Here is a 24470-nt window from a genome sequence, read left to right as displayed (position 1 = left end):
ACGGGCCGGGACATTAGGGAGAGAGAATGCCCATGCCCATCGTCACCCGCCGCTTCACCCTGACCGCCGGGGCACTGCTCGCCACGCCGGCCCTTGCCCAGTCCTGGCCCTCGCGCCCGGTGCGCATCGTCGTGCCCTTCCCGCCCGGCGGGCTGGTGGACACGCTGGCCCGCGCCTTGGCGCCGCGCCTCTCCGAACGCTTCGGCCAGCCCTTCGTGGTGGAGAACCGGGCCGGCGCCGGTGGCAATATCGGCGCGGATGCCGTGGCGAAATCCGCGCCGGATGGGCACACGCTGCTGGCCAGCTCGCTCGGGCCGGTGGCGGTGAACCAGTACATCTACCGCTCCATGCCCTTCGACACGCAGACCGCCTTCGCGCCCATCGTGCTGCTGATCAGCACGCCGAAGGTGCTGTGTGTCGGCCCCGCACGGCCGTGGCAGGATGTGACGGCGCTGGTCGCGGCGGCGAAGGCCGCGCCGGGCACGCTGACGGGTGGTTCCGCCGGCCCGGGCACCAGCCTGCATCTGGCGCTGGAGCTGTTCAAGCAGACCACCGGCACGGATATCCAGCACATCCCTTATCGCGGCGCCGCGCAGGCGATCACGGATCTCGTCGGCGGGCAGATCGACCTCGTCATCGACAACCTGCCCAATATCCTGGGCCAGATCACCGGCGGGCAGGTGCGCGCCCTGGCTGCCGCCACGCCGCAGCGCCTGCCGCAATTGCCGCAGGTGCCGACCATGGCGGAGGCCGGCATCGACTTCGTCTTCGGCACCGCCTTCGGGCTGGTGGCGCCGGCCGGCACGGATGATGGCATCGTCCAGCGCCTGTCGGTCACGGTGACGGAGGCGCTGCGCGATCCGGCCATCGGCGGCCGCCTGGCGCAGCAGGGCGCCATACTGGGTGGCGGCTCGCCCGCCGATTTCGCCGCGCTGATCGCGCGGGAGAAGACCACACTGGAACCGGTGATCCGCGCCGCCGGCATTCGCGCCGAATAGGCGTGGCAGGAGAGACACGACCCATGCCCGCATACCGTCCCTGGCGGCCCGCTTTGGGCCTGATCCTGGCTTTCGCCTTCACCGCGCCAGGCGCCTTCGCCGCCCAGCTCATCCTCCATGACGGCACGCGTCAGGTGGAGATCGACACCCCCGCGCTGCTGGCGCGACCCGATCGGGTTGAGGTCGCGATCGAACGCGACCAGGCCTATGGCGGTGCCACGCGCTACCAGGCGGTGCCGCTGGCCGCGCTGCTGGAGAGCTTCCCGGCGGAGGATCCCGGCGGCACGCTGGAAGCCGCGGCGACAGATGGCTTTGCCGCGCAGATCCCGCTCTCCCTTGTGCGCAGCGCCGGCCCGGATGCCGCGCGCGGCTGGCTGGCGATCGAGACGCCGGAGGCCGCCTGGCCATCGCTGCCCGGCAAGCCGGTCAGTGCCGGGCCGTTCTACATCGTCTGGGAAAGGCCCTCGCTCTCCGGCGTTTCGCCGGAATACTGGGCTTATCAGCTGGCGGCGCTGCGCTATGTCGCCTCGCCGGCCCGGCGCTGGCCGCAGATGACGGTGGATGCCGCGCTGCCGGCGGATCATCCGGCACGGCTCGGGCAGGCCGCCTATACCGCCATCTGCCTGTCCTGCCACCGCATCAACGGCGCGGGTTCGGCCGAGATGGGCCCCGACCTGAACCAGCCGATGAGCCCGGTGGAGTATTTTCGAACCCCGGCGCTCCGCCGCTACATCCGCGACCCGGCCAGCCTCCGCAGTTGGCCTGACCAGAAGATGCCGGGTTTTACGGTCGAGCAGCTCAGCGAGGCGCAGCTCGACGGCCTGATCGCCTATTTCGAGCATATGGCGGCGCGCCGCCCGGCCCGATGAAGCAGGATGGCCGGACCCCATGGGGTCCGGCCATTTGAGAAAGAATCACTCGGCCTTGATGTTGTTGGCGCGGATGACCTCCGCCCACTTCTCCAGCTCCCGCCGCATGAAGGCACCGAATTCCGCGCGGCTGTTGCCACCCGGGATCGCGCCCTGGCCATCCAGCTGGCGACGCACTTCCGGGTCGTTCAACGCACCGGCCAGGGCGCCATGCAGCGCCACCAAAATCGGCTCCGGCGTGCGGGCCGGCGCCACGAAGCCGTGCCAGTTGCTGGCATCGACCGCCGGCAGTCCGACCTCGCGCATCGTCGGCACATCCGGAAGCCAGGACAGGCGCTCCGCCGTGCCCACCGCCAGCGCCCGCATGGTGCCGCCACGGATATGGCCGAGCAGCACGGGCAGGTCAGCGAAGCCGAGCTGCACCTCATTGGTCAGGATCGCCGTGGAGAGCGCGCCGCCGGAGCGGTAGGAGATATGGACGATGTCCAGCCCCGCCGCCGCGCGCAGCTGCTCCGCCGCCAGATGCGGCATGCTGCCCGACCCGGTGGAGCCGAAATTCAGCGCGCCGGGCCGCGCCTTGGCGGCCGCGATCAGGTCCTGGATGGTCTGGAAGCCGGTTGCCACGGGCACCACCAGCGGTTCCGGCACCAGCACGCCGAGGGTCAACGGCGCCAGATCGGTCAGCGGGTTGTAGGGTGTGCCCCGGTCGAGGCTCGGTGAAATGGCCAGGCCGCCGGCGCTGCCCATGCCGAAGATATAGCCATCCGGCGCGGCGCGGGCGATGACATCCAGGCCGGTCACGCCGCCGGCGCCGGCGCGGTTGTCCACGATCACCGGCTGGCCGAGGGTGGCGGAGAGCTTCGGCACCAGGATGCGGGCGACGATGTCGCTGGGGCCGCCGGCGCCGAAGGGCACGACCAGGCGGATCGGCCGGTCGGGCCAGGAGGACTGTGCCATGGCGGGCAGCACGGTGAGCGCGCCAAGCAGCGCGCCGAGGGCGAGACGTCGGATCATTGTTTTCCTCCTTGGTGGTGGCGTCGAAACGTCGTTGTCAGTCGAAATGGGGCAGGCGGTAGAAGCGGGCGGCACTGCGCCAGAACAGGTCGGCCTTGGCCTCCGCCGAAGCGCCCTGCGCCAGGCGCTTGAAGGCGTTCCAGCCGGCGGCATAGCCGAAGCCACCCTTGTCGACGGGGAAGTTGCTCTCGAACATGCAGCGATCCGTGCCGAAGCTCTCGATGCAGGCTTCCATCCAGGGCCGCCAGGCCTCGGCGAGCTGGGTGGAGGAAGGCGCGATCGCGCCGGCCTCGAAGCCGAAGCCCGGCTGCCGCATGCCGAGCCCGCCCAGCTTGACCATCACATTCGGGCAGGTGGCGAGATCGCGCATATGGCGCGACCATTCGGCGAAGACCTCATCCCGCTTCCCGGCATAGCGGCCAATCCCCAGGATGCCGCCACAATGGTCAAGGACGATCGGCGTCCCGGGAAAGGCGCGGGCCAGCGCCGTCAGGCGCGGGATCTGCGGGAAGAACATCCAGGCGTCGTAGCTGAGGCCGAGCGGCGCCAGCTGCGCAAAGCCGGCGCGGAATTCGGGGGAATCGAGCATGTCCTCCGCCGGCTGATAGGCCGGGTTCAGCATCGCCGGGTCGGGGTCCCAGGTGGCGATATGGCGGATGCCGCGAAAGCGATCACCGCCGGCGCGGATATGCGCCTCCAGCACTGGCCGCACCGCGGCACCGAGCCGCAGATCCGCGAAACCCACGATGCCGGCGCAGACCCGCACATCGCCATAGCCACCGCTGGCGCACATGGCGGCGACGCCATTGGCGAATTCGGTCTCCCCCACCGGCTGCATCTCCACCGGCCCGTCCGCACGGTGCATGGCGCGGGCCTGGATGAAGACGGTGGCGCGCACGTCGTGGCCGCTGCGGATATCGGCCAGCATCTCATCCAGCAGATAGCGCCAGCCCGGCCGGTCCCACAGGTGATGATGCGGATCGATGATGAGCTGGCCCGGGTCGAGGATCTCCTCCTTCCGCGCCGCCAGCCAGTCCTCCCGGACCGAAAGGTAGTGCGTGCTCATGGCCAGGCCGCCGCTTCCGGCTCCTCGCCGAGTTCCGGCGCCAGCGCATCGGGCAGGCCGATCTCGAAGGCGTTCAGCGTCAGCGCGACCATGGAGTAGTAGCCGACCAGCGCCACCAGCTCGACCATGCCGCGCTCGCCCAGCACCTGGGTGCCGTGGTCGTGCAACGCCTGCGGCAGGCGCGCGCTGCCGACCAGGATGCGCGCCACGTCGTAGACGGCGCGTTCGCGGTCATCGGCCAGCGCGGGTTCGCGGCGCGCGGCGATGGCGGCGATCACCTCCGGATCCATGCCGGCCTTCAGGCCTTCGCGCTTATGCGCCATCCATTCGTAGTGAGAGGTCCAGTGCCGCGCGGTGACCAGGATGGCGAGCTCGCTCAGCTTCGGCTCCAGCGTCGTCTGGTAGCGCAGCAGCTCGCCCAGCTTCTGGCCGCGGCGCGCCAGTTCCGGGTTGCGGATCCAGGCGAACATCGGCGCCGGCACGCGGCCGCGCAGGCCGGAGACGACCTCGGCGCAAACCTCCGCCTGTTCGGGCGTGCGGTCGGCTTCCGCCGGAAGTGTCAGTCGGGCCATGGTGTTTCCTCCTTCAGACAAGTTCGCGGATCGGCGTCGGGTCGCCGCCGAGCGCCGCCGTCACCGCCAACGCCTCCCGCACCACCAGCGCGGTGCAGAGCGCCTCGGCGGCGGTGTTGAAGCGATAGAGCGGCAGGGTGATGCCGATGGAACCGGCGAGCAGGCCGCCCGCCCCCAGCACAGGCGCGGCGATGGCGGCCACATCCTGCAGCCGCTCTCCCCGGCTGATGATCGGCAGGCGCGGACGCTGGTCCGGCGGCACGTCCAGCGCCAGCAGCGCGCGGCCATGCCCGCCGATGCCCAGCGGCTGCGCCTCCCCCACACGCGCAAAGTCGCGCACGGGATGCGGGCTTTCCAGGCGGAACAGGCAGCGTCGCCGGTCGCCGTCGCGGACGAAGAAGGTGGCGCTCTCGCCGCTTTCGGCGCGCAGCCGTTCCAGCGCCGGGCGCACATGGTCATCGAGCCGCAGGTTGCGCCGGAAGCGCTCCCCCAGCAGCAGCAGCGTGGCGCCCAGCACATAGCCGCCGGTCGGCAGCCGCTTGACGAAGCCATGGCTTTCCAGCGTGCCGAGCAGGCGCAGCGCCGTGGTCAGGTGCAGCCCGCTGCGCCGCGCCAGATCCGCCAGCGGCAGCGCCCCCTCCTCCTCCCGGAACGCATCGAGCAGGGCCAAAGCGCGGTCCACGGCGCGCACATTGCCCTCCAGCCCCGCCACTTCGGGCGGCGCTTCGACAGGGCTCGCACGGCGAGGCCGGGGCGTGGCGGTGTCCTTGGGCTTCCTCATTGGGCGGACCTTACCGGATACATCCACAGCATGGAAGTGTATTGCACTCTGTGGAGAACAGGGTTATCGCCGCCGCAACAGCAACAGGCCGGAGGACGCCATGCAGCCCATTTCCCGCCGCCTTGCCTTGGGCGCTGCCGCCAGCCTGTTGGCCGCGCCGGCCCTGAACCGGCAGGCCAACGCCCAGCCCGCCTGGCCGAACCGCCCCATCACCCTTCTGGTCCCCTTCGCCCCTGGCGGCGCCTCCGACATCGCCGCGCGGGCGATCAATGTCCGGCTCTCCGAACGCCTGGGCCAGTCCGTGGTGGTGGAGAACCGGCCGGGCGCCAATGGCCAGCTCGCGGCGCGGCAGCTGATGCGCGCGGCGCCGGATGGGCACACGCTGATGGTCGGCTCGATCGGTGTCTTCGCGCTGAACGCGGTGCTGTATCGCAATGCCGGCTACGACCCGCTGACGGATTTCAGCCCGGTGACGCTGGCCGTCACCACGCCGAACGTGCTGGTGGTGAACCCCGAGGTCGCGCCGGTGCACACGCTGGCGGAGCTGATCGCCTGGATGAAGGCGAAGCGCGGCGATGTGTTCCACGCCACCAGCGGCATCGGCTCCTCCCCGCATCTGACCATGGAGCTTTTCACCCAGCTGACGGGGACGGAGGCGACGCATGTTCCCTCCCGCGGCGGTGCCACGGCGGTGCTGGACCAGCTCGCCGGCCGCGTGCAGGTGTCCTTCCAGGGCCTCGGCACCATCATCGGCCCGGTGCGCGACGGCAAGCTGCGCGCCATCCTGGTCACCGCCGATCAGCGCAGCAAGCTGCTGCCGGATGTGCCGACCGCCGCCGAGGCCGGACTGCCCGATTTCAACGTCAGCTCCTGGCAGGCGGCGATGGGCCCGGCCGGCATTCCGGCGCCGCTGCTGGACCGCATCAGCACGGAAATGGCGGCGGTGCTGAAGGACCCCACCAATGCGGCGATCCTGGAGGAGGCCGGCTACAGCGTGGTCGCCAACAGCCCCGCCGAATACGCCGCCTTCCAGCGCGCCGAGATCGATCGCTGGCGCCGCGTCGCCCGCGCCGCGAACATCTCGCTCGATTGATTCCCCTTCCCCTCATATCGGAGTTCCCCCGCATGTCCGCTCGCTTCACCGGCAAGATCGTCCTCGTCACCGGCGCCGGTTCCGTCGGCACCGGCTGGGGCAATGGCCGCGCCATCGCGGTCGGCTTCGCGCGGGAGGGTGCGACGGTGATCGGCCTTGATCGCGACCTGGAATCAATGGTGGAAACCGCCGCGCGCGTGGCGGAGGTGGATGGCCGCTTCCAGCCGCTGCAATGCGATGTGACCAGCAGCGACGCCATCGCGAAGCTTGTCACCGGCATCGCCGCCGAGCATGGCCGCATCGACATCCTTGTGAACAATGTCGGCGGCTCCGCCGCTGGCGGCCCGGTGGAGATGGCGGAGGAGGTCTGGGACGCGCAGATCGACCACAATCTGAAAAGCGTGTTCCTGACCTGCAAGCATGTGATTCCGGTGATGGAAGCCGGCGGCGGCGGCGCCATCGTCAACCTCGCCTCCACCTCTGGCATCCGCTGGACGGGCGCGGCGCAGGTTGCCTATGCGGCGTCGAAGGCCGGCGTCATCCAGTTCTCTCGCGTCGTCGCCATCCAATACGCAACGCGAGGCATCCGCGCGAACACCGTGGTGCCGGGGCAGATGCACACGCCGATGGTGGAGGTGCGCCTCGCCGGCCAGCGTGCCGGCGGCGATGTGGAGGCGCTGATCAAGCAGCGCGTTGCCCGCATCCCGCTGGGCTTCGCCGGCGACGGCCGCGACACAGCCAATGCCGTGCTGTTCCTGGCCTCCGACGAAGCGCGCTTCATCACCGGGACGGAGCTGGTGGTGGATGGCGGCATGTCCGTGCGCTGCGGCTGACGCCCATCCGGGCGCTCGGACCGGTCATTCGACCGGTCCGCTGATATCAGGCCTTCGCCTGCACCCGCTTCAGCGGCAGCCAGGCCTGCCAGCGCAGACCCTCCGCCGGCCAGTCGGCGGCCAGCCGGCCGCCCAGTTGCCGCACCACCGTCGCCTCGATCAGGCTGGTGCCGAAGCCGCGACGGCCTGGCACGGCCACGGCCGTCCCGCCGGCCTCCTCCCAGTTCAGATGCAGGACCGGACCGGCGGCGTCCTCCTCCACCTTCCAGCCGATGGTGACCCTGCCTTGCGGGCATGCCAAGGCGCCATATTTGGCGGCGTTGGTGGCCAGTTCGTGGAAGGTCATGGACAGCGCCTGCACCGCGGGCGGCGCCAGGGACAGGGCCGGCCCGTCATAATGCGCGGCGGGGCCTGCGGCGCCCAGGAACGGCCCCAGCTCCCCCTCCACCACCGATCGCAGTTCCGCGCCGCCCCACTGCCCCTGCGCCAATAGCGTATGCGCCCGCGCCAGGGCCATCACCCGGCCCTCGATCGCCTGGGCAAAGGCGGCGGGGTCGTCGCGCGGGGTCAGGCGCAGCGCGGATTGCACCACGGCCAGCGCATTCTTGGCGCGGTGGTCGACCTCCCGCGCCAGCAGCGCCTGGCGTTCCTCCGCATCCCGCCGCGCCGTCACATCCTGCGCGGTGCCGATCATGCGCAGCGCCGCGCCGGTGGCCGGGTCCCGCTCAGCGGCGCGGGCGTAGCATTCCACCCAGCGCCACTGGCCGTCGGGCCGCTGGAAGCGATAGGTCATCTTGGCGCGTTCCGCGGCACCGGAGCGCACGCTGTCCAGCGCCGCCTCCAGCCCGTCCCGGTCCTGCGGATGCACATGGTCGCGCCAGGCCGGATAGGGGCCGAAGGCGCCCTGGCCGGAGAGCCCGAAAATCTCCAGCATCCGCGCATCCCGGACCACGCGCTGGTCGCGCAGATCCACCTCCCAGGTCGCCAGCTCCGCGGCCTCCAGCGCCAGGCGCTGGCGTTGCGCGCCGTCGCGCAATTCCATCTCCGAAGCGATCACCGCCTGGCGCAGCCGCTCGAACTCCCGCACCGTGGCGGCCGGCACCTCGACGGCGCTGGGCTGCAGGCCCCCCGTCGCCACCCCTTCGACCCGCGCCAGCAGCGCCTCCACCGGCCTCAGCAGGCGGCGGGACAGGGCGACGGCCAGGGCGAGGCCCAGCAGCAGCGCCAGGGCGCCGCCCCCGGCCAGCGCCGTCAGGGCGGCGCGCCGCCCCTGGTCGAAGCTGGCCTCCGGTTCATTCACCCAGACCATCCAGCCAGGGGCGGCGGACAGGCGATGGAAGGCGGTACGGATTGGCGCACCGTCCGAAAGGGCTCTGCCACGCAGCAGGCCGCCCTGGCCCAGCTGGCCATCCTCCGGCCGCGGTGGGCGACGCTGGCCGACCAGCCGCGCCTGATCCCGGGAATGAGCAACGATGGTCCCACCGCCATCGGTCAGGGCCGCGGCGCCGGGGCCGCCTTCCATCGGGCCGGCCAGCAGCGCCGACAGGCGTTCCGGCAACAAGGGCATGCCGGTGACGCGCCAGACCGCATTGTCGCGCCAGATCGGCACCAGGACGAAGGCGGCCGCCTGGCCCGACACGCGCCCGATGGCGAGGTCGGCGATGACGGGGCGGCCGGTGACGAAGACCTCCTCCACCCAGCGCCCGCCACCACCCGCCCCGATCGCGCCGCCCGGCCCGGGCAGTGGTACGGCGGTGGCGGCGACGGTGTTGAGCACCGGCCGCCCGCCGCGATCGAACACGGCCACCCAGCCACCGAAGGCTCCGCCGGTCTTGCGCGCCAGATCCTCGAAGGCGGCATCGGCCTGCCCGGCGCCGGGCGTGGCCGCCAGCACGGTCAGCGCGGCGCGGTAGCCGGCGATGTGGCTGTCAATGGTGGCGGCCAGGGCCTGGGCGGTATCGATCAGCCGCGCCTGGTTGGCGGCTTCCCGACCGCGCAGAGCCTCCCACGACACGGCCGCGCCGAAGGCCAGGGCCGGCAACAGCACCGCCAGGACGAGTGCCACCAGGTGGAAGCGCAGGCCGCGCAGCCGTTTCAGCGGCCTGGGAGCGTCCGGCCCGCCCTCGCCTGTCTCGCGTTGGATCTGCATCAGGTCACAATATGAGAGGTTGCGTCATGTGGCGCCACTACACGCCACAGGATACCCTGTTACTCGCAACGAACGATGCAGTCCCCCCCCAAATGCGGCGTCGATGGCCGGCGGGTCAGAGGCGAATGCGGCATCCCCTCGGATCGAAATGGAGCGCGGCGAAATCCGGCAGCGCCAGCGCATCCTCCGCCAGGCAGATATCCTGCGCGGCATTGCCGAGGGATTTGAACACTGTGACCTCGCCCGCATCCTGCCGCCCGCGCAACCGGCCTTCCAGCGCCGCGCCGATCTCGCCCAGCACGCGCGCTTGATCCAGTGCGCCATTCGCCAAAGGCTGCACGAGGTCGCCGGCGCGGGCCAGGCAGGCGGCCTCGCTGTCGCACCAGAACAGGCCGGAGCGTGCCAGATCGTCATCCGCCTCCCGCGTCTCCGGCCGGAAGGCGCCGCCGAGATTGACATGGGTGCCGGGTCGCAGCGCCGCCCCGGGAAAGACCGGGGTGTCCGAATTGGTCACGGTGGTGACGATATCGGCCTCCGCCACCAGGGCCGGATCGGTCACCGCCTCCGCCACCATGCCCTCCGCCCGCAGCGCGGCGGCCAGGGCCTCCGCCCGGGTGGCGCTACGACCGATGACGAGGGTGCGGGTGATCGGCCGCACCTTCGCCACCAGCCGCGCGCAGGGCCCCGCCAACCGGCCGGCGCCGAAGACGACCTGAGTGCGGGACTCCGGCCGCGCCAAAAGCCGTGTCGCCACGGCGATGCCGCCGGCGGTGCGCCAGTCCGTGAGGAAGTCGGCCGACAGCAGACCGAGCGGCGCCAGGCTTTCACTGTCGAACAGCAGCACCATGGCGGTGCTGGCACTGCCCCGCGTGGCGATCACCTTCAGGCCAAAGACCCGCCCGGGCAGATAGCCGGGCATGGCGAAGACCACGCCGGTGCCATCCGGCCGCGCAATCTCCGACCGCACCGGCACCAGGATCTCGCCACGCGACAGGGCGATGAAGGCGCGCTGGCTGCTTTCCACGGCGAGTTCCGGCGTCAGCAGGCGCCGCAACTCGGCCTCCGACATCAGGCGCATCGCGGCATCCCCAGCAGCTTGCCCAGGCCCGGCAGGGGCGTGGCATGGCCGGCCAGGCGCAAGGCCTGCCACAGCAGCGCGCTGTTGGAGGTCACCACGGGGATGCCCAGCTCCGCCTCCAGCGCCGCGATGCTGGCGAAGCTGGGCAGGTCGGTGGCCAGCAGCACGACGGCCTCCGCCCCCTCCCGCGCCAGGCCGCGCACGAAATCCCGCAGCCGGTCCGGCCGCACCTCCGGCACCTCCCGCATCGCCAGGATGTCGAGCGTGGCGTGGCCGGTCAGGTCGAAACCCTGGGCCTGGAAGAAGGGTGGCGTCAGGGCATGGATCGCGGCCGGATAAGGCGTGCCGAGGGCGATTTGGCGCGCGCCCAGCGCCTCCAGCGCCGCTTCCATTGCGGTCCAGGCGGAGGCGCAGGCAACGCCGGTGATGGCCTGCACGGCGGTGGTGCGGTGCGTGTTCCAGCCTGGCTCCATGATGAAGGTGGTGACCATGTCCGCCAGCAGGATCACGTCCACGCCCGTCGCGGCGAGTTCCGCGACGGCGCGGTCCATCTCGCCTTCCATGCTTCGAACCGCTTCCGCCGTCAGGTCGCCGCGCGCCAGGATCCGCGTGGCATAGAGGGCGGTGCCGGGCGGCAGGACCGACCAGAATTCAGGCTCGATGACCGAGTTGTTCGCCGGCACGACCAGACCGATGCGCCCTGGCGGGCCGAATTGCGGGGGGGTGGGCATCGGGCGCGGAGGGCCTCATACTGGATCCAAGAATCCACTAGAGGCGGTCACCCGCGGAGCGTCAAGGCGGGCACCGCGCGCAGCCGGAAGGACGCAGCTTCAGATGCCCAGCGAATCCGCCCAGGACCTGTGCCTGAGCTATCTGCGGGAGGAAATCCTCTCCGGCCGCCTGCCCCCCGGCACCCGCATCCGCCCCGAACAGATCGCCCTCCATCTCGGCCTCAGCCGCATGCCGGTGCGGGAGGCGTTGCACCAATTGGACGCGGAAGGGCTGGTGACGCTGCGCCCGAATCGCGGCGCGCTGGTCACCGAGTTGAACCGCCGCGACCTGCTGGAAATCTTCGAGATGCGCGCCTTGCTGGAGGGCCTCTGCGCCCGCCACGCCGCGCGCGAGGCCACCGCGGCGGATATCGAAGAGCTGGATGCCGAGGCGCAGGCGATGCGCCGCGTGGCGCGCGACCCGGCACGCTGGGTGGAGCGGCACGAGGCCTTCCACGACCGGCTGTGCACGCTCGGCGACCGCCCGCGCGCGGCGACGGAGGCGCGGCGGCTGCGGCTTCTGGTGCGGCCCTTGCTGCGCGGCTATGCGGCGGTGGAGCGCGACCCCGAAACGCTGGGCCATGAGCATGAGGTGATTGTCGACGCGCTGCGCGACCGCGATGCGCGGCGGGCGGAAAAGCTGGCGGTGCTGCATGTGCAGGCCAATGCCGAGGCGCTGCTCGGCCTGATCCCCGCCTCCAGCGGCTGATGATCGATAGGCTGATCCTGGGCGGCCGTATCGCCACGGCCGATGGCCTGGTCGAGGCCGGGCTGGCGCTGCGCGACGGCCGGGTCGTGGCCTGGCTCGCGCCCGGCGAAACGGTGGCGGCGGCGGAGGTGATCCAGGCCGAGGGTCTGGTGCTGCTGCCCGGGCTGATCGACGCCCATGTGCATTTCCGCGACCCCGGCCTCACCCATAAGGAGGATTTTTCCAGCGGCAGCGCCGCCGCCGCGCTGGGCGGCGTGACGACGGCGCTGGTGATGCCCACGGATGTGCCCGCCACGCTGACGGGGGATGATCTGCGCGCCAAGGCGGCGCTGGTGCCGGGACGGTCCTGGATCGATATCGGGCTGCAAGGCGCGGCGGTGGTGCCGGGCGAGGTGGCGGGGCTCGCCGCCGCCGGCGCCGTCTCCATCGAGGTGTTTCTCGGCGATATCGCGCCGCATCTGAAGCTGCGCGACGATGCGGCGCTGGCCGGCATCCTGGCGGAGGCCGCCGCCGCCGGACTGACGGTCGGCGTCAGCCCCGCCGATGACGTGGTGATCGGCCCGGCCGAGGCGGAGGCCCGACGATCGGGCGGCGACCCCCTCGCCTTCTACCGATCCCGCCCACCTGGAAGCGAGGCGCGTGGCACGGCGCGGGCGCTGGCCCTGGCGCGTGGCGCGATGCATCTGCGCCAGATCTCCTGCCGCGACTCGCTGGCCCTGCTGCGGGCCGCCCGCGCCGTCGGCCGCGACGTCACCGCCGAAACCACGCCGCACTACCTGCTGCTGGAGGAGGAGGAGATTCGTCGCCAGGGGCCCTTCGCCAAAATCCTGCCGCCGCTGCGGCAGGCGGCGGATCGCGCGGCGCTCTGGGCCGCGCTGCGGGATGGCGCTGTGGACATGGTGGCCACCGACCATGCGCCGCATACCGAGGCGGAAAAGATGGCGGATATCTGGGCGGCGCCGGGCGGCTTTCCCGGCGTGCAGACGCTGCTGCCGCTGATGCTGCAGGCGGTGGCGGAAGGCGCGATCGGCTGGGGCGAGCTGGTGCGGCTGTGCTGCGAGGCGCCGGCCCGGCGCTTTGGCCTGGCCCCGCGCAAGGGGTCCCTGTCGGTCGGCGCCGAGGCGGATATCGTGCTGGTGGACCCGGCGCGGCCCGGCGAAATCCGCGATGCCGACCAGGCCAGCCGCGCCGGTCGCACCCCCTTCGCCGGCCGCGCCATCACCGGCTGGCCCGTCGCCACCTTCCTGCGCGGCACCTGCATCATGCGCGAGGGTCTGCTTCAGGGCAGGCCGCTCGGCCGTGTGGTGGCGCCGGGCTGACCGGCTGTTTGAACGAAAGGCTTGCCAGCCTTCGCATTCCTCCCAAGATGACCATCGGTTCATGAGGGAGGATGCGATGTACCGCCGCCACCTGCTCAGCCTTGCCTCGGCCAGCCTGGCCGCACCCGCCTTGCTACAGACCCGCGCCGCACAGGCCAGCACGCCAGTGCCGCCGGGCTATCGTGTGACCTGGTTCGACGCCAAGGCCCCCGGCGTGACGGAGCGCGTCGGCTCCCGTGACATCACCGCCGTGGGCGATGGCACCTATTGGTTCTGCGGCCAGCGCAACGGCACGCTGAACCGGCTGGACCCGCGCAGCGGCGCGATCCGGGAGGTGAAACTCGGCCCCGGCGCCCGCCCGCATGGCGTCATCACCGGCCCGGACGGCGCCGCCTGGGTGACCGAGGGTGGGCAGAACGCCATCGCCCGCGTCGATCCGGCCGACCATCGCGTGCAGCTCTGGAAGCTTCCGGAGCGCTTCGCCAATGGCAACCTGAACACCGGCGTCTTCGACGGCCACGGGACCTATTGGTTCACCGGCCAGAACGGCATCTACGGCCGCTTCCAGCCCGCCAGTGAAAAGCTGGATGTCTGGGAGGCGCCACGCGGCCGCGGCCCCTATGGCATCACCCGCACGCCGCAGGGCACCATCTGGTACGTCTCCCTGGCCGGCAACCACCTGGCGCAGATCGAGGATCTGGAGACCGCCCGGGTCCGCATCGTCGAGCCGCCGACCCCCAACCAAGGCGCCCGCCGGGTCTGGACCGACAGCCAGGGGCGACTGTGGATCAGTGAATGGAACAGCGGCAACGTCTCCCTGCACGATCCGCGCGATGGGTCCTGGCGGGCTTGGCGCCTGCCGGGCGAAAGGCCACGCGCCTATTCGGTCTATGTCGATCCGGCCGACAAGGTCTGGCTGACCGACTTCCCGGCCAATGCCGTGGTCCGCTTTGACCCAGCCACCGAAACCTTCCTGTCCTTCCCCTCAGACCGGCCGGGCGCCAATGTCCGGCAGATGGATGGCGTGGCAGGCGAGGCCTGGGGCGGGGAGAGCGGCACGGACCGCATCGTCCGGATCGAATACGGGCTTTGAGGGGGTTGATGGTGCTGGCGCTGGCCCTGTCCAGCCCAGCGCTGGCGCAGGACGGACGCGCGGTGTTCGAGACCCACTGCGCCTCCTGCCACGCGGTGGAACGCGGGGCGGAGGCCGGGCCGGGGCCGAACCTCGCTGGCGTCATGGGGCGGCGCATCGGCGGCGATGCCGCCTTCGGCTATTCGCCGGCGCTGGAACAGGCCGGCCGAAGCTGGGATCGCGCGTTGCTGCTACGCTTCCTGGCCGATCCGGAGGAGGTGTTTCCCGGAACCTGGATGGGCGCCAACAGCCTCTCCAACCCCGCCGAACGGGCGGCGGTGGCTGATTTCCTTCAGTCGGTCAGGTAGCGCGCCGTCAGATGGGCGGTGAAATCCGCCGGGTCCAGCGGCTTTCCGGTGGCCGCGCGCAACAGATCCTGGAAGCCGAGGCGGGCGCCCTGGCCATGCACATGGGTGCCGAGCCAGCGCATCATCGGCGCCATGTCGCCGCGGGCGAGCTGCGCATCCAGCCCCGGCTCGGCCCGGCGTAGCGCCGCCATCAGCTGGGCTGCGGCCATGGCGCCCAGGGTATAGCTGGGGAAATAGCCGAAGGCGCCGTCATGCCAGTGGATATCCTGCAGGCAGCCCAGACCGTCATGCGGCGGGATGATGCCCAGCGCCTGGGACAGGCCGGCATTCCAGGCCTCCGGCAGCTCTGCGACCTGAAGGCGGTCCTCGATCAGCGCGCGTTCCAGCTTGAAACGCAGGATGACATGGGCCGGGTAAGTCATTTCATCCGCATCGACACGGATGAACCCCCGTTCCACCCGCCGCCACAGCTTTGCGAGATTCGCGGCGGCGTAGGGAGCCGCGTCGCCACCGGCCAGGGCGTGCAGGCGGGTGCCGAGAAACTGCAAAAAGGCGTCGGAGCGGCAGGCCTGCATCTCGACGATCAGGGACTGCGATTCATGCGCGGCCATCCCTGCCGCCTCCCCCACCGGCTGGCGGGCGAAGGTCTCGGGCAGGCCGCGCTCATACATCGCATGGCCAGTTTCATGCAGCACGCCGAGCAGCGCCTTGGCGACGTTGGATTCGTCGTAGAAGGTGGTGATGCGGACATCGGTCGGCGTACCGCCGCAGAAGGGATGCAAGCTTTCATCCAGCCGCGCATGGGCGAAATCGAGGCCCACCACCTGCGCCATGGCCCGGCACAGCTCCCGCTGCGCCGCCACCGGAAAGGGTCCCGGCAAGGGCAGTGCCGAGCCACGCTTCGCCTGGATCGCCTCCGCCTTCGGCAGCGCCTCCGCCAGCCAGGATTCGTAAGCCGCGAAGACCGGCTCGACATCGGCGGCGGTGACGCCGCGCTGATAGCCATCCATCAGCGCGTCATAGGGAGTCATGCCGAGCGCCTCGCCCAGCGCCTGGGCGACCTCCCGTTGCAGCTTCACCACCTCGGTCAAAGCCGGGCGGACCAGGGCGAAGTCGGCGGCGGCCTTGGCCTGGCGCCAGATCTTCTCGCAGGCCGAATTGGCGCGCTCCACCGCTTCCACCAGATCGGTTGGCAGGGCGGTGGCACGGCGGTGGGCGTGGCGCATCAGCTCCAGATTGGCCTGGCCCCACGCGTCCTCGGCTGTCGCATCGGAGAGATCCAGCGCCACATCGGGCGCCACCAGCAGGTCATGCCGCAGGCCCGCCAGCGCCGCCAATTGCTCGCCCCGCGCCGCGCCGCCACCCGGCGGCATCATGGCGCTGGCATCCCAATGCAGCATGCCAGCGGCCTCCCCCAGGGCGCCGATCCGGGTGAAGCGGGCGGTGAGGCGTTGATAGGCGGTCATGCGGGATCCTTCAGGCGGCGCCGGGCCCAGACGGCGAAGACGCCGAGCAGGGACAGCGCCAAGCCATACCAGGTGATGGCGTAGCCGAGATGGCTGTTGGTCGGGCGCGGCAGGCTGCGCGCCGGGTCGGGCAGGCCATTGGCGGTGCCGAGCGCCACCAGTCCAAAGGGCGCCACCTGTTCCAGGCCCAGCGCCGCGCCGATATCCGCCGGCACGAAGCTGTAGAAGCGACGGCCCGCGGTGTCGTTCTGCGCCGCGAAGGGGCCGGCTGTTTCGCCGGGACGGATATAGCCTTCCAGCGTCACCAGGCCTTCCGGGCGGCGGACTGGCTGGGCGCCTTCCAAAGGCACCCAGCCGCGATCCACCAGCAGGGCCGGCGCGCCGTCGCGCAGCAGCGGCACCAGAAGGTGACTGCCCAGCACCGGCCCGCGCACTTCCAGCCCCAGCAGCGCCTCCCGCGCATGATCCAGGCGGCCGGTGACGGCGACCTTGCTGTAGGGGGCGGGATTTGCGGTCAGGGGGATGGCGGGGCCGGCCTCGGCGGCGGCGATATCGGCCAGAAGCTGCGTCTTCCAGCGCAGCCGGTCCATCTGCCAGGTGCCCAGGGACAGCAGGATGGCCAGCGCCGGCAGCACGACCAGCAAAGGCAGAAGAAGGCGTCGCATCCTCAGCCCCGGCGCTGCCGCCAGGTCAGCGCGATCAGCGCCGCCTTGGCGAAGCGCATGGTCAGGATGGAGGCGGGGATCAGCAAGGCGGGCCAGAGCAGGGCATGCACCCAAAGTGGGGGCTCCAGCCGGAATTCCACCAGGAAGGCGCCGATCATGGTCAGCGCACCGAGCACGAAGATGCCCAGCACGGCCGGCCCATCGCCCGAATCCTGCGCCGAGAGATCCAGCCCGCACTCGCCGCAGGCCGGAACGATAGTCAGGAGCCCGGCGAAAAGCTTCCCCTGGCCACAGCGCGGGCAGCGGCCAAGGCCGGCAGCCCTCCAGAACGGCGCGACCCCGCCCGCGGCTGCGGACGGGGTCGGATCAGGCGTCATGGTCGGTCTCAGTGATGCGCGATCTCGCCGGCGCCCCACCAGTAGATGCTCACGAACAGGAACAGCCACACCACGTCGACGAAGTGCCAGTACCAGGCCGCCGCCTCGAAGCCGAAGTGCTTCTGCGGGGTGAACTGGCCGCGGATGGCGCGGATCAGGCAGACCGCCAGGAAGATGGTGCCGACCATCACGTGGAAGCCGTGGAAGCCGGTGGCGAGGAAGAAGGTGGAGGGATAGACGCCGCCGGTGAAGGCGAAGGGCGCCTCGATGTATTCCACCACCTGGAAGAAGGTGAAGAACATGCCGAGGAACACGGTCAGCGCCAGGCCGGTGATCAGGCTCTTGCGGTCATTCTCCAGAAGCGCGTGATGCGCCCAGGTCACCGTGCAGCCGGACAGCAGCAGGATCATGGTGTTCAGCAGCGGCAGGTGGAACGGGTCGAAGGTATAGGTGCCGGCCGGCGGCCAGACCGCGGTGGCGGCGGCACTGCCCGAGACGTGGTCCGGGAACAGGGCGAAGTGGAAGAAGGCCCAGAAGAAGGCGACGAAGAACATCACCTCCGAGGCGATGAACAGGATCATGCCATAGCGCAGGCCGAGCCGGACCACCGACGAATGCAGGCCGGCGGTGTTGCTTTCCTTCAGGATGTCGCGCCACCAGAAGAACATGGTGGCCAGCACGCCGGCCAGGCCGAGGCCCAGCATCCACCAGCTGTTGTAATGCGCCACCAGGACGATGCCCAACACCAGCGCGCCGCCGGCGAAGGCGCCGGCCAGCGGCCAAGGGGACGGGTCCACCAGATGGTAGGGGTGCTTGTAGGTCGGGTGGCCGGAGTCGCTTGCCATGATCGTCCTGGTATCCGTTCGGTCTGCCCGCATCCTGGCGGCTGCGTGCCAATCAATCCTCAAAGCCCCCGGCTTTTCAAGCCGGGAGGATCAAGGGGTGGAGGTGGTCCGGCGCCCGACATGCGCACCGGCATTGGCCAGGGCGCCGCTGCGTTCGGCGTCGCTCAGGCTGCGGAAGAAGGTGTAGCTGACGGTGATGGTCCGGATGTCGCGCGTATTCGGGTCCTGCGCGATGGCCGGGTCGATCCAGAAGGCCAGCGGCATGTCCACGCGCTGCCCGGGGGTCAGCGTCTGCTCCTCAAAGCAGAAACAGGCGGTCTTGTGGAAATACTTGCCCACCACTTCCGGGGTCACGTTGTAGGTGGAAATGCCGGTGGAGGGACGGCCGCCGGTGCTCTCGGCATTGTAGAAGGCCACACCCTCCTCCCCCACCCGCAGGCGGAGGGAGGGGACCGCCGGCTCGAACCGCCAGGGCAGGTTGGGCTGGGTATTGGCGTTGAAGCGGATGGTCATCACCTGCTCCCCGGCGCCGGGCGCCGCGGCGCTGCCGATCATCGGCGTGCCGTTGAAGCCGGTGACACGGCAGAACAGGTCATAGAGCGGCACGGCCGCGAAGCTGACGCCGACCATGCCGGCGACGCCGGTAAAGGCGGCGATGGCGGTGCGGCGGTTGCGTCGGGCCAGGGCGGCCTTGCGGTCCTCAGCCATGTCAGCCCCCCATCAGCCGGACGGCGGCGATGAAGTAGAACAGCACGACTAGGCCCAGCAGCGCCGCCAGCAGCGCCCAGTTGCGGCCACGGCGCCGCTTCTCAAAGGCCAGCTTCTGCTCCGGCGTCATCCGAGCACCAGACGGTCGATCGCGAGCGCGCCGAACAGGATGAACAGATACATCAGCGAAAAGGCGAAGGTGCGCCGCGCCGCCGCATCCTGAACCAGGCTGCGGCCTGTCTCATCCTGCGCTTCGCGCCAGGTGCGGATGGCATGATACAGGAAGCCGCCACCCAGCGCGGCGGCCACCGCGGCGTAGGCCGGGCCGGCGAAGCCGACGAACCAGGGCGACAGGCTCGCGATGGCCAGCACCACCGTATAGATCAGGATCTGCTTGCGGGTTTCCCGCGCGCCTTCCACCACCGGCAGCATGGGCACGCCGGCGCGGGCGTAATCGCCATGCGCCCAGAGCGACAGCGCCCAGAAATGCGGGGGCGTCCAGGCGAAGACGATGGTGAACATCAGCCAGGGCACCAGCGTCACGTCGCCGGTCACGGCGGCCCAGCCGATGATCGGCGGGAAGGCGCCGGCGGCGCCGCCGATGACGATATTCTGGCTGGTCCGGCGCTTCAGCCAAGCCGTGTAGACGACGACATAGAACAGGATGGAAAAGGCCAGCCAGCCGGCCGCCACCCAGTTGGTCGCCAGCCCCATGATGGCGACCGAGGCCACCGCCAGCACCACGCCGAAGCCCAGCGCCCCATTCGGCGCGATGCGCCCAGCCGGAATCGGCCGGCGCTGGGTGCGCCGCATCAGCGCATCGATGTCGCGATCGTACCACATGTTCAACGCGCCGGCCGCGCCCGCGCCGATGGTGATGCACAGCACCGCCGTCAGCCCCAGCACCGGGTGGATATGCCCCGGCGCCACCAGCAACCCAATCAGCCCCGTGAAGACCACAAGGGTCAGCACCCGCGGCTTGAGCAGCGCGACCCAGTCCCGCACCTCCGACAGATCACTGTCGGAGGAGACGACATCGGTGGCGACAGGGGCGGTCGTGCTGCTCATTTACTCTTACCGGACCCTCGGAAGTTCGTCGAAGGAGTGGAAGGGCGGCGGGCTGCTGACCTGCCACTCCAGCGTCGTCGCACCCTCGCCCCACGGGTTCGCCGGAACCTTCGCGCCGCGCGTGAAGGTCACGTAGATCACGTAGAAGAACATCAGGAAGGCGGCGACCGAGATGTAGGAACCGATCGAGACGATCATGTTCCAGCCCGCAAAAGCGTCCGGATAATCCGGGTAGCGGCGCGGCATGCCCTGGTTGCCCAGGAAGTGCATCGGGAAGAAGGTCAGGTTCACGCCGACGAAGGTGAGCCAGAAATGGATCTTGCCCAGCATCTCCGGATACTGGCGGCCGGACATCTTGCCGAGCCAGTAGTAGATTCCGCAGTAGATGCCGAACACCGCGCCGAGCGACAGCACGTAGTGGAAGTGCGCCACCACGTAATAGGTGTTGTGCAGGATCTGCGTCAGGCCCGCATTGGCCAGCACCACGCCGGTGACGCCACCCATGGTGAACAGGAAGATGAAGCCGATGGCGAAGAGCATCGGCGTGTCGAACTTCAGCGAGCCGCCCCACATGGTGGCGATCCAGGAGAAGATCTTGATGCCGGTCGGCACGGCGATGACCATCGTCGCCGCCATGAAGTAGGCACGCGTGTCGACGTCGATGCCCGACTGGAACATGTGGTGCGCCCAGACGATGAAGCCCACCACGCCGATCGCGACCATGGCGTAGGCCATGCCGAGATAGCCGAAGATCGGCTTGCGGCTGAAGGTGGACACGACATGGGAGACGATGCCGAAGGCCGGCAGGATCATGATGTAGACTTCGGGGTGACCGAAGAACCAGAACAGATGCTGGAACAGCACCGGGTCGCCGCCGCCAGCCGGGTCGAAGAAGGCCGTGCCGAAGTTGCGGTCAGTGATCAGCATGGTGATCGCACCGGCCAGCACCGGCACCGCCAGCAGCAGCAGGAAGGCGGTGACCAGCATCGACCACACGAACAGCGGCATCTTGTGCAGGGTCATGCCCGGCGCGCGCATGTTGAAGATGGTGGTGATGAAGTTCGCCGCGCCGAGGATGGAGGAGGCGCCGGCCAGATGCAGGCCGAACAGCGCCAGGTCCATCGCCGGGCCGGTCTGGTAGGTGTCATCCGACAGCGGCGGATAGATGGTCCAGCCCGCGCCCGCGCCGCCGCCGATGAACAGCGAGGAGCCGAGCAGCAGGAAGGCCGGCACCAGCAGCCAGAAGCTGATGTTGTTCATGCGCGGGAAGGCCATGTCCGGCGCGCCGATCATCAGCGGCACGAACCAGTTGCCGAAGCCACCGATCAGCGCCGGCATGATGACGAAGAACACCATGATCAGGCCATGCGCCGAGACATAGGCATTCCACATCTGGCCATCGGCGAAGATCTGCATGCCGGGCTGCTGCAGCTCGATCCGCATCAGCAGCGACAGGCCGATGCCGACCAGCGCCGCGATCAGCGAGAAGCCGATATAGAGGGTGCCGATATCCTTGTGGTTGGTGGAGAACAGCCACCGGTTCACGAAGTTCGGCTTGTGGTCGTGATGGTCATGGCCATCGTCGTGGGGCGCGTGGGTCGCGGTCGCCATCGGGGTGTATCCGCTTCTGGTGTTGGCTTCAGACCCGCCTTAGCGGCGGGCCTGGGCGACGATCATCTGGGCCTGCGCCGCATCGGCGCCAGGGGCGGCAATGGCCGGGGCCGCATCAGGCGCGGCGGCCAGAGCGCGCGGCGCGCCCGGCGGCAGGCCCTGGGCGAAGCGCGTGCGCGCCTCGGCGGCCCAGGCCTCGAATTCCGCCTGCGGCACGGCGCGCACCACGATCGGCATGAACCAGTGGTTCACACCGCAGATCTGGTTGCACTGGCCATAGAAGGTGCCCGGCCGGTCGGCGCGCATCCAGGTCTCCAGCGTGCGGCCGGGGATGGAGTAGCGCTGCACGCCGAGCGACGGGATGAAGAAGGAATGGATCACATCCTGGCCGGTGCTGAGGATGCGGACATTGGCGCCCACCGGGATCACCAGGGGGTTGTCGACTTCGAGGTTGCGCATCTGGCCAGCGGCCAGGTCCGCGGTCTGCACCGGGTAGCTGTCGAAGGTGAAGCTGCCGTTGTCGGGGTAGCCGTAGTGCCAGTACCACTGACGGCCCTGCACATTGATGGTCAGATCCGCATCCACCGTCCGGTCCTGATAGTAGATCAGGCGGAAGGAGGGGATCGCGATGACCACCAGGATCAGCACCGGCACCACCGTCCAGGCGATTTCCAGCACCGTGTTGTGGCTGGTGCGCGACGGGTTCGGATTGGACTCCGCGCGGAACCTCCAGACCACATAGGCCAGAAGCAGCGCCACGAAGATCGTGATGGCCACGATGATCCAGAAGACCAGCGTGTTGAAGGACGAAATCGCGTCCTTGATCGGTCCACCGGACTGCTGAAGGCCCATGCCCCAGGGCACCGGCGCGCCGACCATGCCGGCATCCTGCGCCAAGGCCATGCCCGGCGCGCCAAGGGCCACAACCGCGGCCGCCAGCAGCGCCATTCCCAGCAGGCCGGACATCCGACCCGTCATTTCCCGAAACGCACCGATCACGTGCCGCATCCTGTCATCTCGTCAGCGCACCGCGTCGCACGCTGAAACTGCCGCCGACCAGGGGGCGGCCCGCCCGCCCCAGGCCCCAAGCGCGCCTCTTCTGCCGCCGCCGCGGCAGGTCGCGTTGCGGGCGGGACCATAGTGGTGCCTCCCGCGCCGCACAAGTGACGCGCTTGGCCTTCCGCGAACGCGCCTGCTATTTGCGCATTGGGAAGGTTAACAAATTTGCCAACCAACCGTGACCAACAGGTCACGTTATGGGCCGGTCAGCCAGCATATCGGTGCTTAGTCCGACGCCGCCACCCTTACACCACCGAAGGCCCGCGACCCAAGTCCTCCCGGACCATTCAGGCCGCGACGGCGAGGTCCGCCTGGGGCTGGTTGCGCACGCGCACCAGGGTGAACAGCCCGCCCGGCTTGCAGGGCTCCATCGCCTCCACCTGCACCAGCGCCGGGTCCAGCAGGTCGTGCAGCGCGAAGTCCGGGTGCCAGCCCAGCAGGCGCGACAGCGGCGCCATGGCGCGCTCCACCCACCAGCGGGGCCCGTCCTCCGCCGCGAAGTGATTGACGAACAGTAGATGCCCGCCCGGCCGCACCACGCGCGACATCTCGGTGAACAGCCGCTTCGCATCCGGCACCACGCTGGCGGTGAACATCGCCACGGCGATGTCGAAGGCGCCATCGGCGAAGGCCATGTGCTCGGCGTCCATCTCCGCCAGGCCAACGACCTGGCCGAGTCGCTCGGCCCGCACCCGCTCCGCCGCCTTCTCCAGCATCTCCCGCGACAGGTCGATGCCGACGACGCGCTTGTCGCCGCGGTAGCGCGGCAAGGCGAGGCCGGTGCCCACACCCACCTCCAGCACCCGCGTGCCCGGCAGGCGATTCACCTCCGCCACCGCGCGCTTGCGGCCGAAGGCGGAGACGCCGCCGAAGACCGTGTCATAGACGCCGGCCCAGCGCCGGTAGGCGTCCCGCACGCCGGCGGCGTCGAGCGCCGCGCGGGGGTGGTCGCGATCAGGAGCATCAGTGCGGATGGTCATGCCAGGCCGTTTGCAGGAATGCTCATGGGGCTAGTCCCTTCGAGGCGGTTTAGGCAAGCCCGATGATGCAACGCTTTTGCAATCGTCATGTCACCCACCCGTCTTTCCCCGCCGTTCCGGCAGCGCCACCAGCACGCCACCCACCGCGATGATGGCGGCGCCGAGCGCGGTCCAGCCATCCGGCCAATCGCCGAAGACCAGCACCCCCGCCACCCCGGCCCAGAGCAGTTGCACATAGGACATGGGCGCGAGGACGGAGGCCGGGGTGCGGGCGAAGGCCAGGACAAGGATGCTGTGCCCCGCCGCCCCCAGCAGCCCGAGCGCCGCGAAAAGCGGCCAGTCCCAGGCCGCCGGAGCCTGCCAGACGAAGGGCTGCACGAGGCCGGTCACCACCAGCGCCGCGATCGAAGTATGGACGAAGGTGGTGTGCGGATCGTCCACCGCCGCCAGCTTGCGCGTCAGAAGCTGGTAGGCGGTATTGGCCACCGCAGTGACCAGCGGCAGCAGCATGGCCCAGTGCAGGGCCTGCCCGGTCAGGAAGGGCGGGCGCAGCGCCACCATGACGCCGGCGAATCCGATGCCGACGCCGATCCAGCGGCGCAGGGAGACCTTCTCCCCCAGCCAGAGCGAGGCCAGGGCCACAGTCATCACTGGGGCCGCGAAGGCCACTGCCGTGGCATCGGCGAGAGGGATATGGATCAGCGCCACGGCGATCGCCGCATTGGCGGTGGCTAGGCAGAGGCTGCGCAGGGTCTGCAGCCCGGGCGCGCGGCTGCGGAACGGCACCCGCCCCGTCATCAGCTTCAACGTGACCATCACCAGCACGGTGTGGAAGCAGAAGCGCACGAACATCAGCTGCGGCACCGGATGGCTCGCCACCAGCACCTTCAGCAGCGCGTCCATGGTGACGAACAAGGCGAGCGCCACGAGTTGCAGCAGCACGCCTTGGAGGGATCGTGACATATCCGATCCTATGCCACAGCCATGGCCGTAGCGGCAC

The 24470-nt window shown here is 70.0% G+C and carries 26 protein-coding genes; 8 read left to right on the top strand and 18 right to left on the bottom strand.

The genetic code is table 11. The features are described 5' to 3' along the window. Positions 1–32: 32 nt before the first annotated feature. On the top strand, positions 33–998 hold the full coding sequence (locus ACVFYP_RS02060) for a Bug family tripartite tricarboxylate transporter substrate binding protein (protein WP_499198459.1): 966 nt from the start codon (positions 33–35) through the stop codon (positions 996–998). Between the two features lie 23 nt (positions 999–1021). Beyond that, complete coding sequence (locus tag ACVFYP_RS02055) at positions 1022–1867, top strand: cytochrome c (protein WP_499198458.1); 846 nt, start codon at positions 1022–1024, stop codon at positions 1865–1867. Positions 1868–1912: 45 nt separating this feature from the next. Here ACVFYP_RS02055 and ACVFYP_RS02050 read toward each other — a convergent pair whose 3' ends face one another. From ACVFYP_RS02050 to ACVFYP_RS02035, 4 genes are read right to left on the bottom strand one after another with little or no spacing between them, the layout of a single operon-like run. Next, on the bottom strand, positions 1913–2881 hold the full coding sequence (locus ACVFYP_RS02050) for a Bug family tripartite tricarboxylate transporter substrate binding protein (protein ID WP_499198457.1): 969 nt from the start codon (positions 2879–2881) through the stop codon (positions 1913–1915). 37 nt (positions 2882–2918) lie between these two features. After that, positions 2919–3947: an amidohydrolase family protein gene (locus ACVFYP_RS02045; protein ID WP_499198456.1), complete on the bottom strand. Its 1029-nt coding sequence runs from the start codon at positions 3945–3947 to the stop codon at positions 2919–2921. After that, positions 3944–4519, bottom strand: coding sequence for a carboxymuconolactone decarboxylase family protein (locus tag ACVFYP_RS02040; RefSeq protein ID WP_499198455.1), 576 nt, complete (start codon positions 4517–4519; stop codon positions 3944–3946). The genes ACVFYP_RS02045 and ACVFYP_RS02040 overlap by 4 nt, the downstream gene beginning before the upstream one ends. A gap of 13 nt (positions 4520–4532) precedes the next feature. Then, entirely contained in the window at positions 4533–5300 is a 768-nt protein-coding gene (locus ACVFYP_RS02035) for an IclR family transcriptional regulator (RefSeq protein WP_499198454.1), read from the bottom strand. 100 nt (positions 5301–5400) lie between these two features. Between ACVFYP_RS02035 and ACVFYP_RS02030 the strand changes: the two genes are divergently transcribed. Further along, positions 5401–6393: a Bug family tripartite tricarboxylate transporter substrate binding protein gene (locus tag ACVFYP_RS02030; protein ID WP_499198453.1), complete on the top strand. Its 993-nt coding sequence runs from the start codon at positions 5401–5403 to the stop codon at positions 6391–6393. Positions 6394–6425: 32 nt separating this feature from the next. Then, entirely contained in the window at positions 6426–7226 is an 801-nt protein-coding gene (locus tag ACVFYP_RS02025; RefSeq protein ID WP_499198452.1) for an SDR family NAD(P)-dependent oxidoreductase, read from the top strand. A gap of 46 nt (positions 7227–7272) precedes the next feature. Here ACVFYP_RS02025 and ACVFYP_RS02020 read toward each other — a convergent pair whose 3' ends face one another. The 3 genes from ACVFYP_RS02020 to ACVFYP_RS02010 all read right to left on the bottom strand — a co-directional run bounded on the left by ACVFYP_RS02020 (position 7273) and on the right by ACVFYP_RS02010 (position 11184). Beyond that, positions 7273–9375 carry an HWE histidine kinase domain-containing protein gene (locus tag ACVFYP_RS02020; protein ID WP_499198451.1) on the bottom strand — a complete coding sequence of 701 codons (2103 nt, stop codon included), beginning with the start codon at positions 9373–9375 and terminating at the stop codon, positions 7273–7275. Between the two features lie 115 nt (positions 9376–9490). Continuing rightward, entirely contained in the window at positions 9491–10453 is a 963-nt protein-coding gene (locus ACVFYP_RS02015; protein WP_499198450.1) for an ornithine cyclodeaminase family protein, read from the bottom strand. Then, positions 10444–11184: a maleate cis-trans isomerase family protein gene (locus ACVFYP_RS02010; RefSeq protein WP_499198449.1), complete on the bottom strand. Its 741-nt coding sequence runs from the start codon at positions 11182–11184 to the stop codon at positions 10444–10446. The genes ACVFYP_RS02015 and ACVFYP_RS02010 overlap by 10 nt, the downstream gene beginning before the upstream one ends. A gap of 103 nt (positions 11185–11287) precedes the next feature. Between ACVFYP_RS02010 and ACVFYP_RS02005 the strand changes: the two genes are divergently transcribed. The 4 genes from ACVFYP_RS02005 to ACVFYP_RS01990 all read left to right on the top strand — a co-directional run bounded on the left by ACVFYP_RS02005 (position 11288) and on the right by ACVFYP_RS01990 (position 14691). Beyond that, a complete protein-coding gene (locus tag ACVFYP_RS02005; RefSeq protein WP_499198448.1) occupies positions 11288–11932 on the top strand; it encodes a GntR family transcriptional regulator in 645 nt (214 codons plus the stop codon). Next, positions 11932–13251, top strand: a complete 1320-nt coding sequence (locus ACVFYP_RS02000; RefSeq protein WP_499198447.1) for a dihydroorotase — start codon at positions 11932–11934, stop codon at positions 13249–13251. Before ACVFYP_RS02005 ends, ACVFYP_RS02000 begins: the two co-directional genes overlap by 1 nt. Positions 13252–13312: 61 nt before the next feature. Continuing rightward, positions 13313–14344 carry a Vgb family protein gene (locus ACVFYP_RS01995; RefSeq protein WP_499198446.1) on the top strand — a complete coding sequence of 344 codons (1032 nt, stop codon included), beginning with the start codon at positions 13313–13315 and terminating at the stop codon, positions 14342–14344. Next, positions 14341–14691 (top strand): c-type cytochrome, encoded by a 351-nt coding sequence (locus ACVFYP_RS01990; RefSeq protein WP_499198445.1) that lies wholly within the window; start codon positions 14341–14343, stop codon positions 14689–14691. The genes ACVFYP_RS01995 and ACVFYP_RS01990 overlap by 4 nt, the downstream gene beginning before the upstream one ends. On the opposite strand, the gene ACVFYP_RS01985 is transcribed toward ACVFYP_RS01990, so the two are convergent. The 11 genes from ACVFYP_RS01985 to ACVFYP_RS01935 all read right to left on the bottom strand — a co-directional run bounded on the left by ACVFYP_RS01985 (position 14676) and on the right by ACVFYP_RS01935 (position 24433). After that, entirely contained in the window at positions 14676–16157 is a 1482-nt protein-coding gene (locus tag ACVFYP_RS01985) for a carboxypeptidase M32 (RefSeq protein ID WP_499198444.1), read from the bottom strand. The two genes, ACVFYP_RS01990 and ACVFYP_RS01985, sit on opposite strands and share 16 nt — an antisense overlap. After that, complete coding sequence (locus tag ACVFYP_RS01980; protein WP_499198443.1) at positions 16154–16822, bottom strand: SURF1 family protein; 669 nt, start codon at positions 16820–16822, stop codon at positions 16154–16156. The genes ACVFYP_RS01985 and ACVFYP_RS01980 overlap by 4 nt, the downstream gene beginning before the upstream one ends. 2 nt (positions 16823–16824) lie before the next feature. Next, positions 16825–17199 (bottom strand): DUF983 domain-containing protein, encoded by a 375-nt coding sequence (locus ACVFYP_RS01975; protein ID WP_499198442.1) that lies wholly within the window; start codon positions 17197–17199, stop codon positions 16825–16827. A gap of 8 nt (positions 17200–17207) precedes the next feature. Then, positions 17208–18044 (bottom strand): cytochrome c oxidase subunit 3, encoded by an 837-nt coding sequence (locus ACVFYP_RS01970; RefSeq protein ID WP_499198441.1) that lies wholly within the window; start codon positions 18042–18044, stop codon positions 17208–17210. A gap of 90 nt (positions 18045–18134) precedes the next feature. Continuing rightward, positions 18135–18752 (bottom strand): cytochrome c oxidase assembly protein, encoded by a 618-nt coding sequence (locus ACVFYP_RS01965; protein WP_499198440.1) that lies wholly within the window; start codon positions 18750–18752, stop codon positions 18135–18137. A gap of 1 nt (position 18753) precedes the next feature. After that, entirely contained in the window at positions 18754–18882 is a 129-nt protein-coding gene (locus tag ACVFYP_RS01960; RefSeq protein ID WP_499198439.1) for a cytochrome c oxidase system small membrane protein, read from the bottom strand. After that, positions 18879–19820 (bottom strand): heme o synthase, encoded by a 942-nt coding sequence (locus ACVFYP_RS01955; protein WP_499198438.1) that lies wholly within the window; start codon positions 19818–19820, stop codon positions 18879–18881. The genes ACVFYP_RS01960 and ACVFYP_RS01955 overlap by 4 nt, the downstream gene beginning before the upstream one ends. A 6-nt stretch (positions 19821–19826) precedes the next feature. Then, complete coding sequence (ctaD, locus tag ACVFYP_RS01950; protein ID WP_499198437.1) at positions 19827–21431, bottom strand: cytochrome c oxidase subunit I; 1605 nt, start codon at positions 21429–21431, stop codon at positions 19827–19829. 39 nt (positions 21432–21470) lie between these two features. After that, entirely contained in the window at positions 21471–22397 is a 927-nt protein-coding gene (gene coxB / locus ACVFYP_RS01945; protein ID WP_499198436.1) for a cytochrome c oxidase subunit II, read from the bottom strand. Positions 22398–22777: 380 nt separating this feature from the next. After that, a complete protein-coding gene (locus tag ACVFYP_RS01940; protein ID WP_499198435.1) occupies positions 22778–23470 on the bottom strand; it encodes a class I SAM-dependent methyltransferase in 693 nt (230 codons plus the stop codon). Between the two features lie 90 nt (positions 23471–23560). Next, positions 23561–24433 (bottom strand): DMT family transporter, encoded by an 873-nt coding sequence (locus ACVFYP_RS01935; protein ID WP_499198434.1) that lies wholly within the window; start codon positions 24431–24433, stop codon positions 23561–23563. Positions 24434–24470 lie beyond the last annotated feature (37 nt).

Source organism: Roseomonas sp. F4, from assembly GCF_053891155.1.
This window is presented reverse-complemented; position numbering and strand designations above follow the sequence as displayed.

Coding starts and splice junctions, on each gene's coding strand:
- ACVFYP_RS01960 (WP_499198439.1), bottom strand. CDS start 18,882: ATGACGCCGGAGCAGAAGCTGGCCTTTGAGAAGCGGCGCCGTGGCCGC.
- ACVFYP_RS01935 (WP_499198434.1), bottom strand. CDS start 24,433: ATGTCACGATCCCTCCAAGGCGTGCTGCTGCAACTCGTGGCGCTCGCC.
- ACVFYP_RS01985 (WP_499198444.1), bottom strand. CDS start 16,157: ATGACCGCCTATCAACGCCTCACCGCCCGCTTCACCCGGATCGGCGCC.
- ACVFYP_RS02045 (WP_499198456.1), bottom strand. CDS start 3,947: ATGAGCACGCACTACCTTTCGGTCCGGGAGGACTGGCTGGCGGCGCGG.
- ACVFYP_RS01995 (WP_499198446.1), top strand. CDS start 13,313: ATGAGGGAGGATGCGATGTACCGCCGCCACCTGCTCAGCCTTGCCTCG.
- ACVFYP_RS02035 (WP_499198454.1), bottom strand. CDS start 5,300: ATGAGGAAGCCCAAGGACACCGCCACGCCCCGGCCTCGCCGTGCGAGC.
- ACVFYP_RS02000 (WP_499198447.1), top strand. CDS start 11,932: ATGATCGATAGGCTGATCCTGGGCGGCCGTATCGCCACGGCCGATGGC.
- ACVFYP_RS01970 (WP_499198441.1), bottom strand. CDS start 18,044: ATGGCAAGCGACTCCGGCCACCCGACCTACAAGCACCCCTACCATCTG.
- ACVFYP_RS01975 (WP_499198442.1), bottom strand. CDS start 17,199: ATGACGCCTGATCCGACCCCGTCCGCAGCCGCGGGCGGGGTCGCGCCG.
- ACVFYP_RS02015 (WP_499198450.1), bottom strand. CDS start 10,453: ATGCGCCTGATGTCGGAGGCCGAGTTGCGGCGCCTGCTGACGCCGGAA.
- ACVFYP_RS02025 (WP_499198452.1), top strand. CDS start 6,426: ATGTCCGCTCGCTTCACCGGCAAGATCGTCCTCGTCACCGGCGCCGGT.
- ACVFYP_RS02010 (WP_499198449.1), bottom strand. CDS start 11,184: ATGCCCACCCCCCCGCAATTCGGCCCGCCAGGGCGCATCGGTCTGGTC.
- ACVFYP_RS01940 (WP_499198435.1), bottom strand. CDS start 23,470: ATGACCATCCGCACTGATGCTCCTGATCGCGACCACCCCCGCGCGGCG.
- ACVFYP_RS02060 (WP_499198459.1), top strand. CDS start 33: ATGCCCATCGTCACCCGCCGCTTCACCCTGACCGCCGGGGCACTGCTC.
- ACVFYP_RS01980 (WP_499198443.1), bottom strand. CDS start 16,822: ATGCGACGCCTTCTTCTGCCTTTGCTGGTCGTGCTGCCGGCGCTGGCC.
- ACVFYP_RS02020 (WP_499198451.1), bottom strand. CDS start 9,375: ATGCAGATCCAACGCGAGACAGGCGAGGGCGGGCCGGACGCTCCCAGG.
- ACVFYP_RS02055 (WP_499198458.1), top strand. CDS start 1,022: ATGCCCGCATACCGTCCCTGGCGGCCCGCTTTGGGCCTGATCCTGGCT.
- ACVFYP_RS02005 (WP_499198448.1), top strand. CDS start 11,288: ATGCCCAGCGAATCCGCCCAGGACCTGTGCCTGAGCTATCTGCGGGAG.
- ctaD (WP_499198437.1), bottom strand. CDS start 21,431: ATGGCGACCGCGACCCACGCGCCCCACGACGATGGCCATGACCATCAC.
- ACVFYP_RS02050 (WP_499198457.1), bottom strand. CDS start 2,881: ATGATCCGACGTCTCGCCCTCGGCGCGCTGCTTGGCGCGCTCACCGTG.
- ACVFYP_RS02040 (WP_499198455.1), bottom strand. CDS start 4,519: ATGGCCCGACTGACACTTCCGGCGGAAGCCGACCGCACGCCCGAACAG.
- ACVFYP_RS01955 (WP_499198438.1), bottom strand. CDS start 19,820: ATGAGCAGCACGACCGCCCCTGTCGCCACCGATGTCGTCTCCTCCGAC.
- coxB (WP_499198436.1), bottom strand. CDS start 22,397: ATGTCCGGCCTGCTGGGAATGGCGCTGCTGGCGGCCGCGGTTGTGGCC.
- ACVFYP_RS02030 (WP_499198453.1), top strand. CDS start 5,401: ATGCAGCCCATTTCCCGCCGCCTTGCCTTGGGCGCTGCCGCCAGCCTG.
- ACVFYP_RS01965 (WP_499198440.1), bottom strand. CDS start 18,752: ATGGCTGAGGACCGCAAGGCCGCCCTGGCCCGACGCAACCGCCGCACC.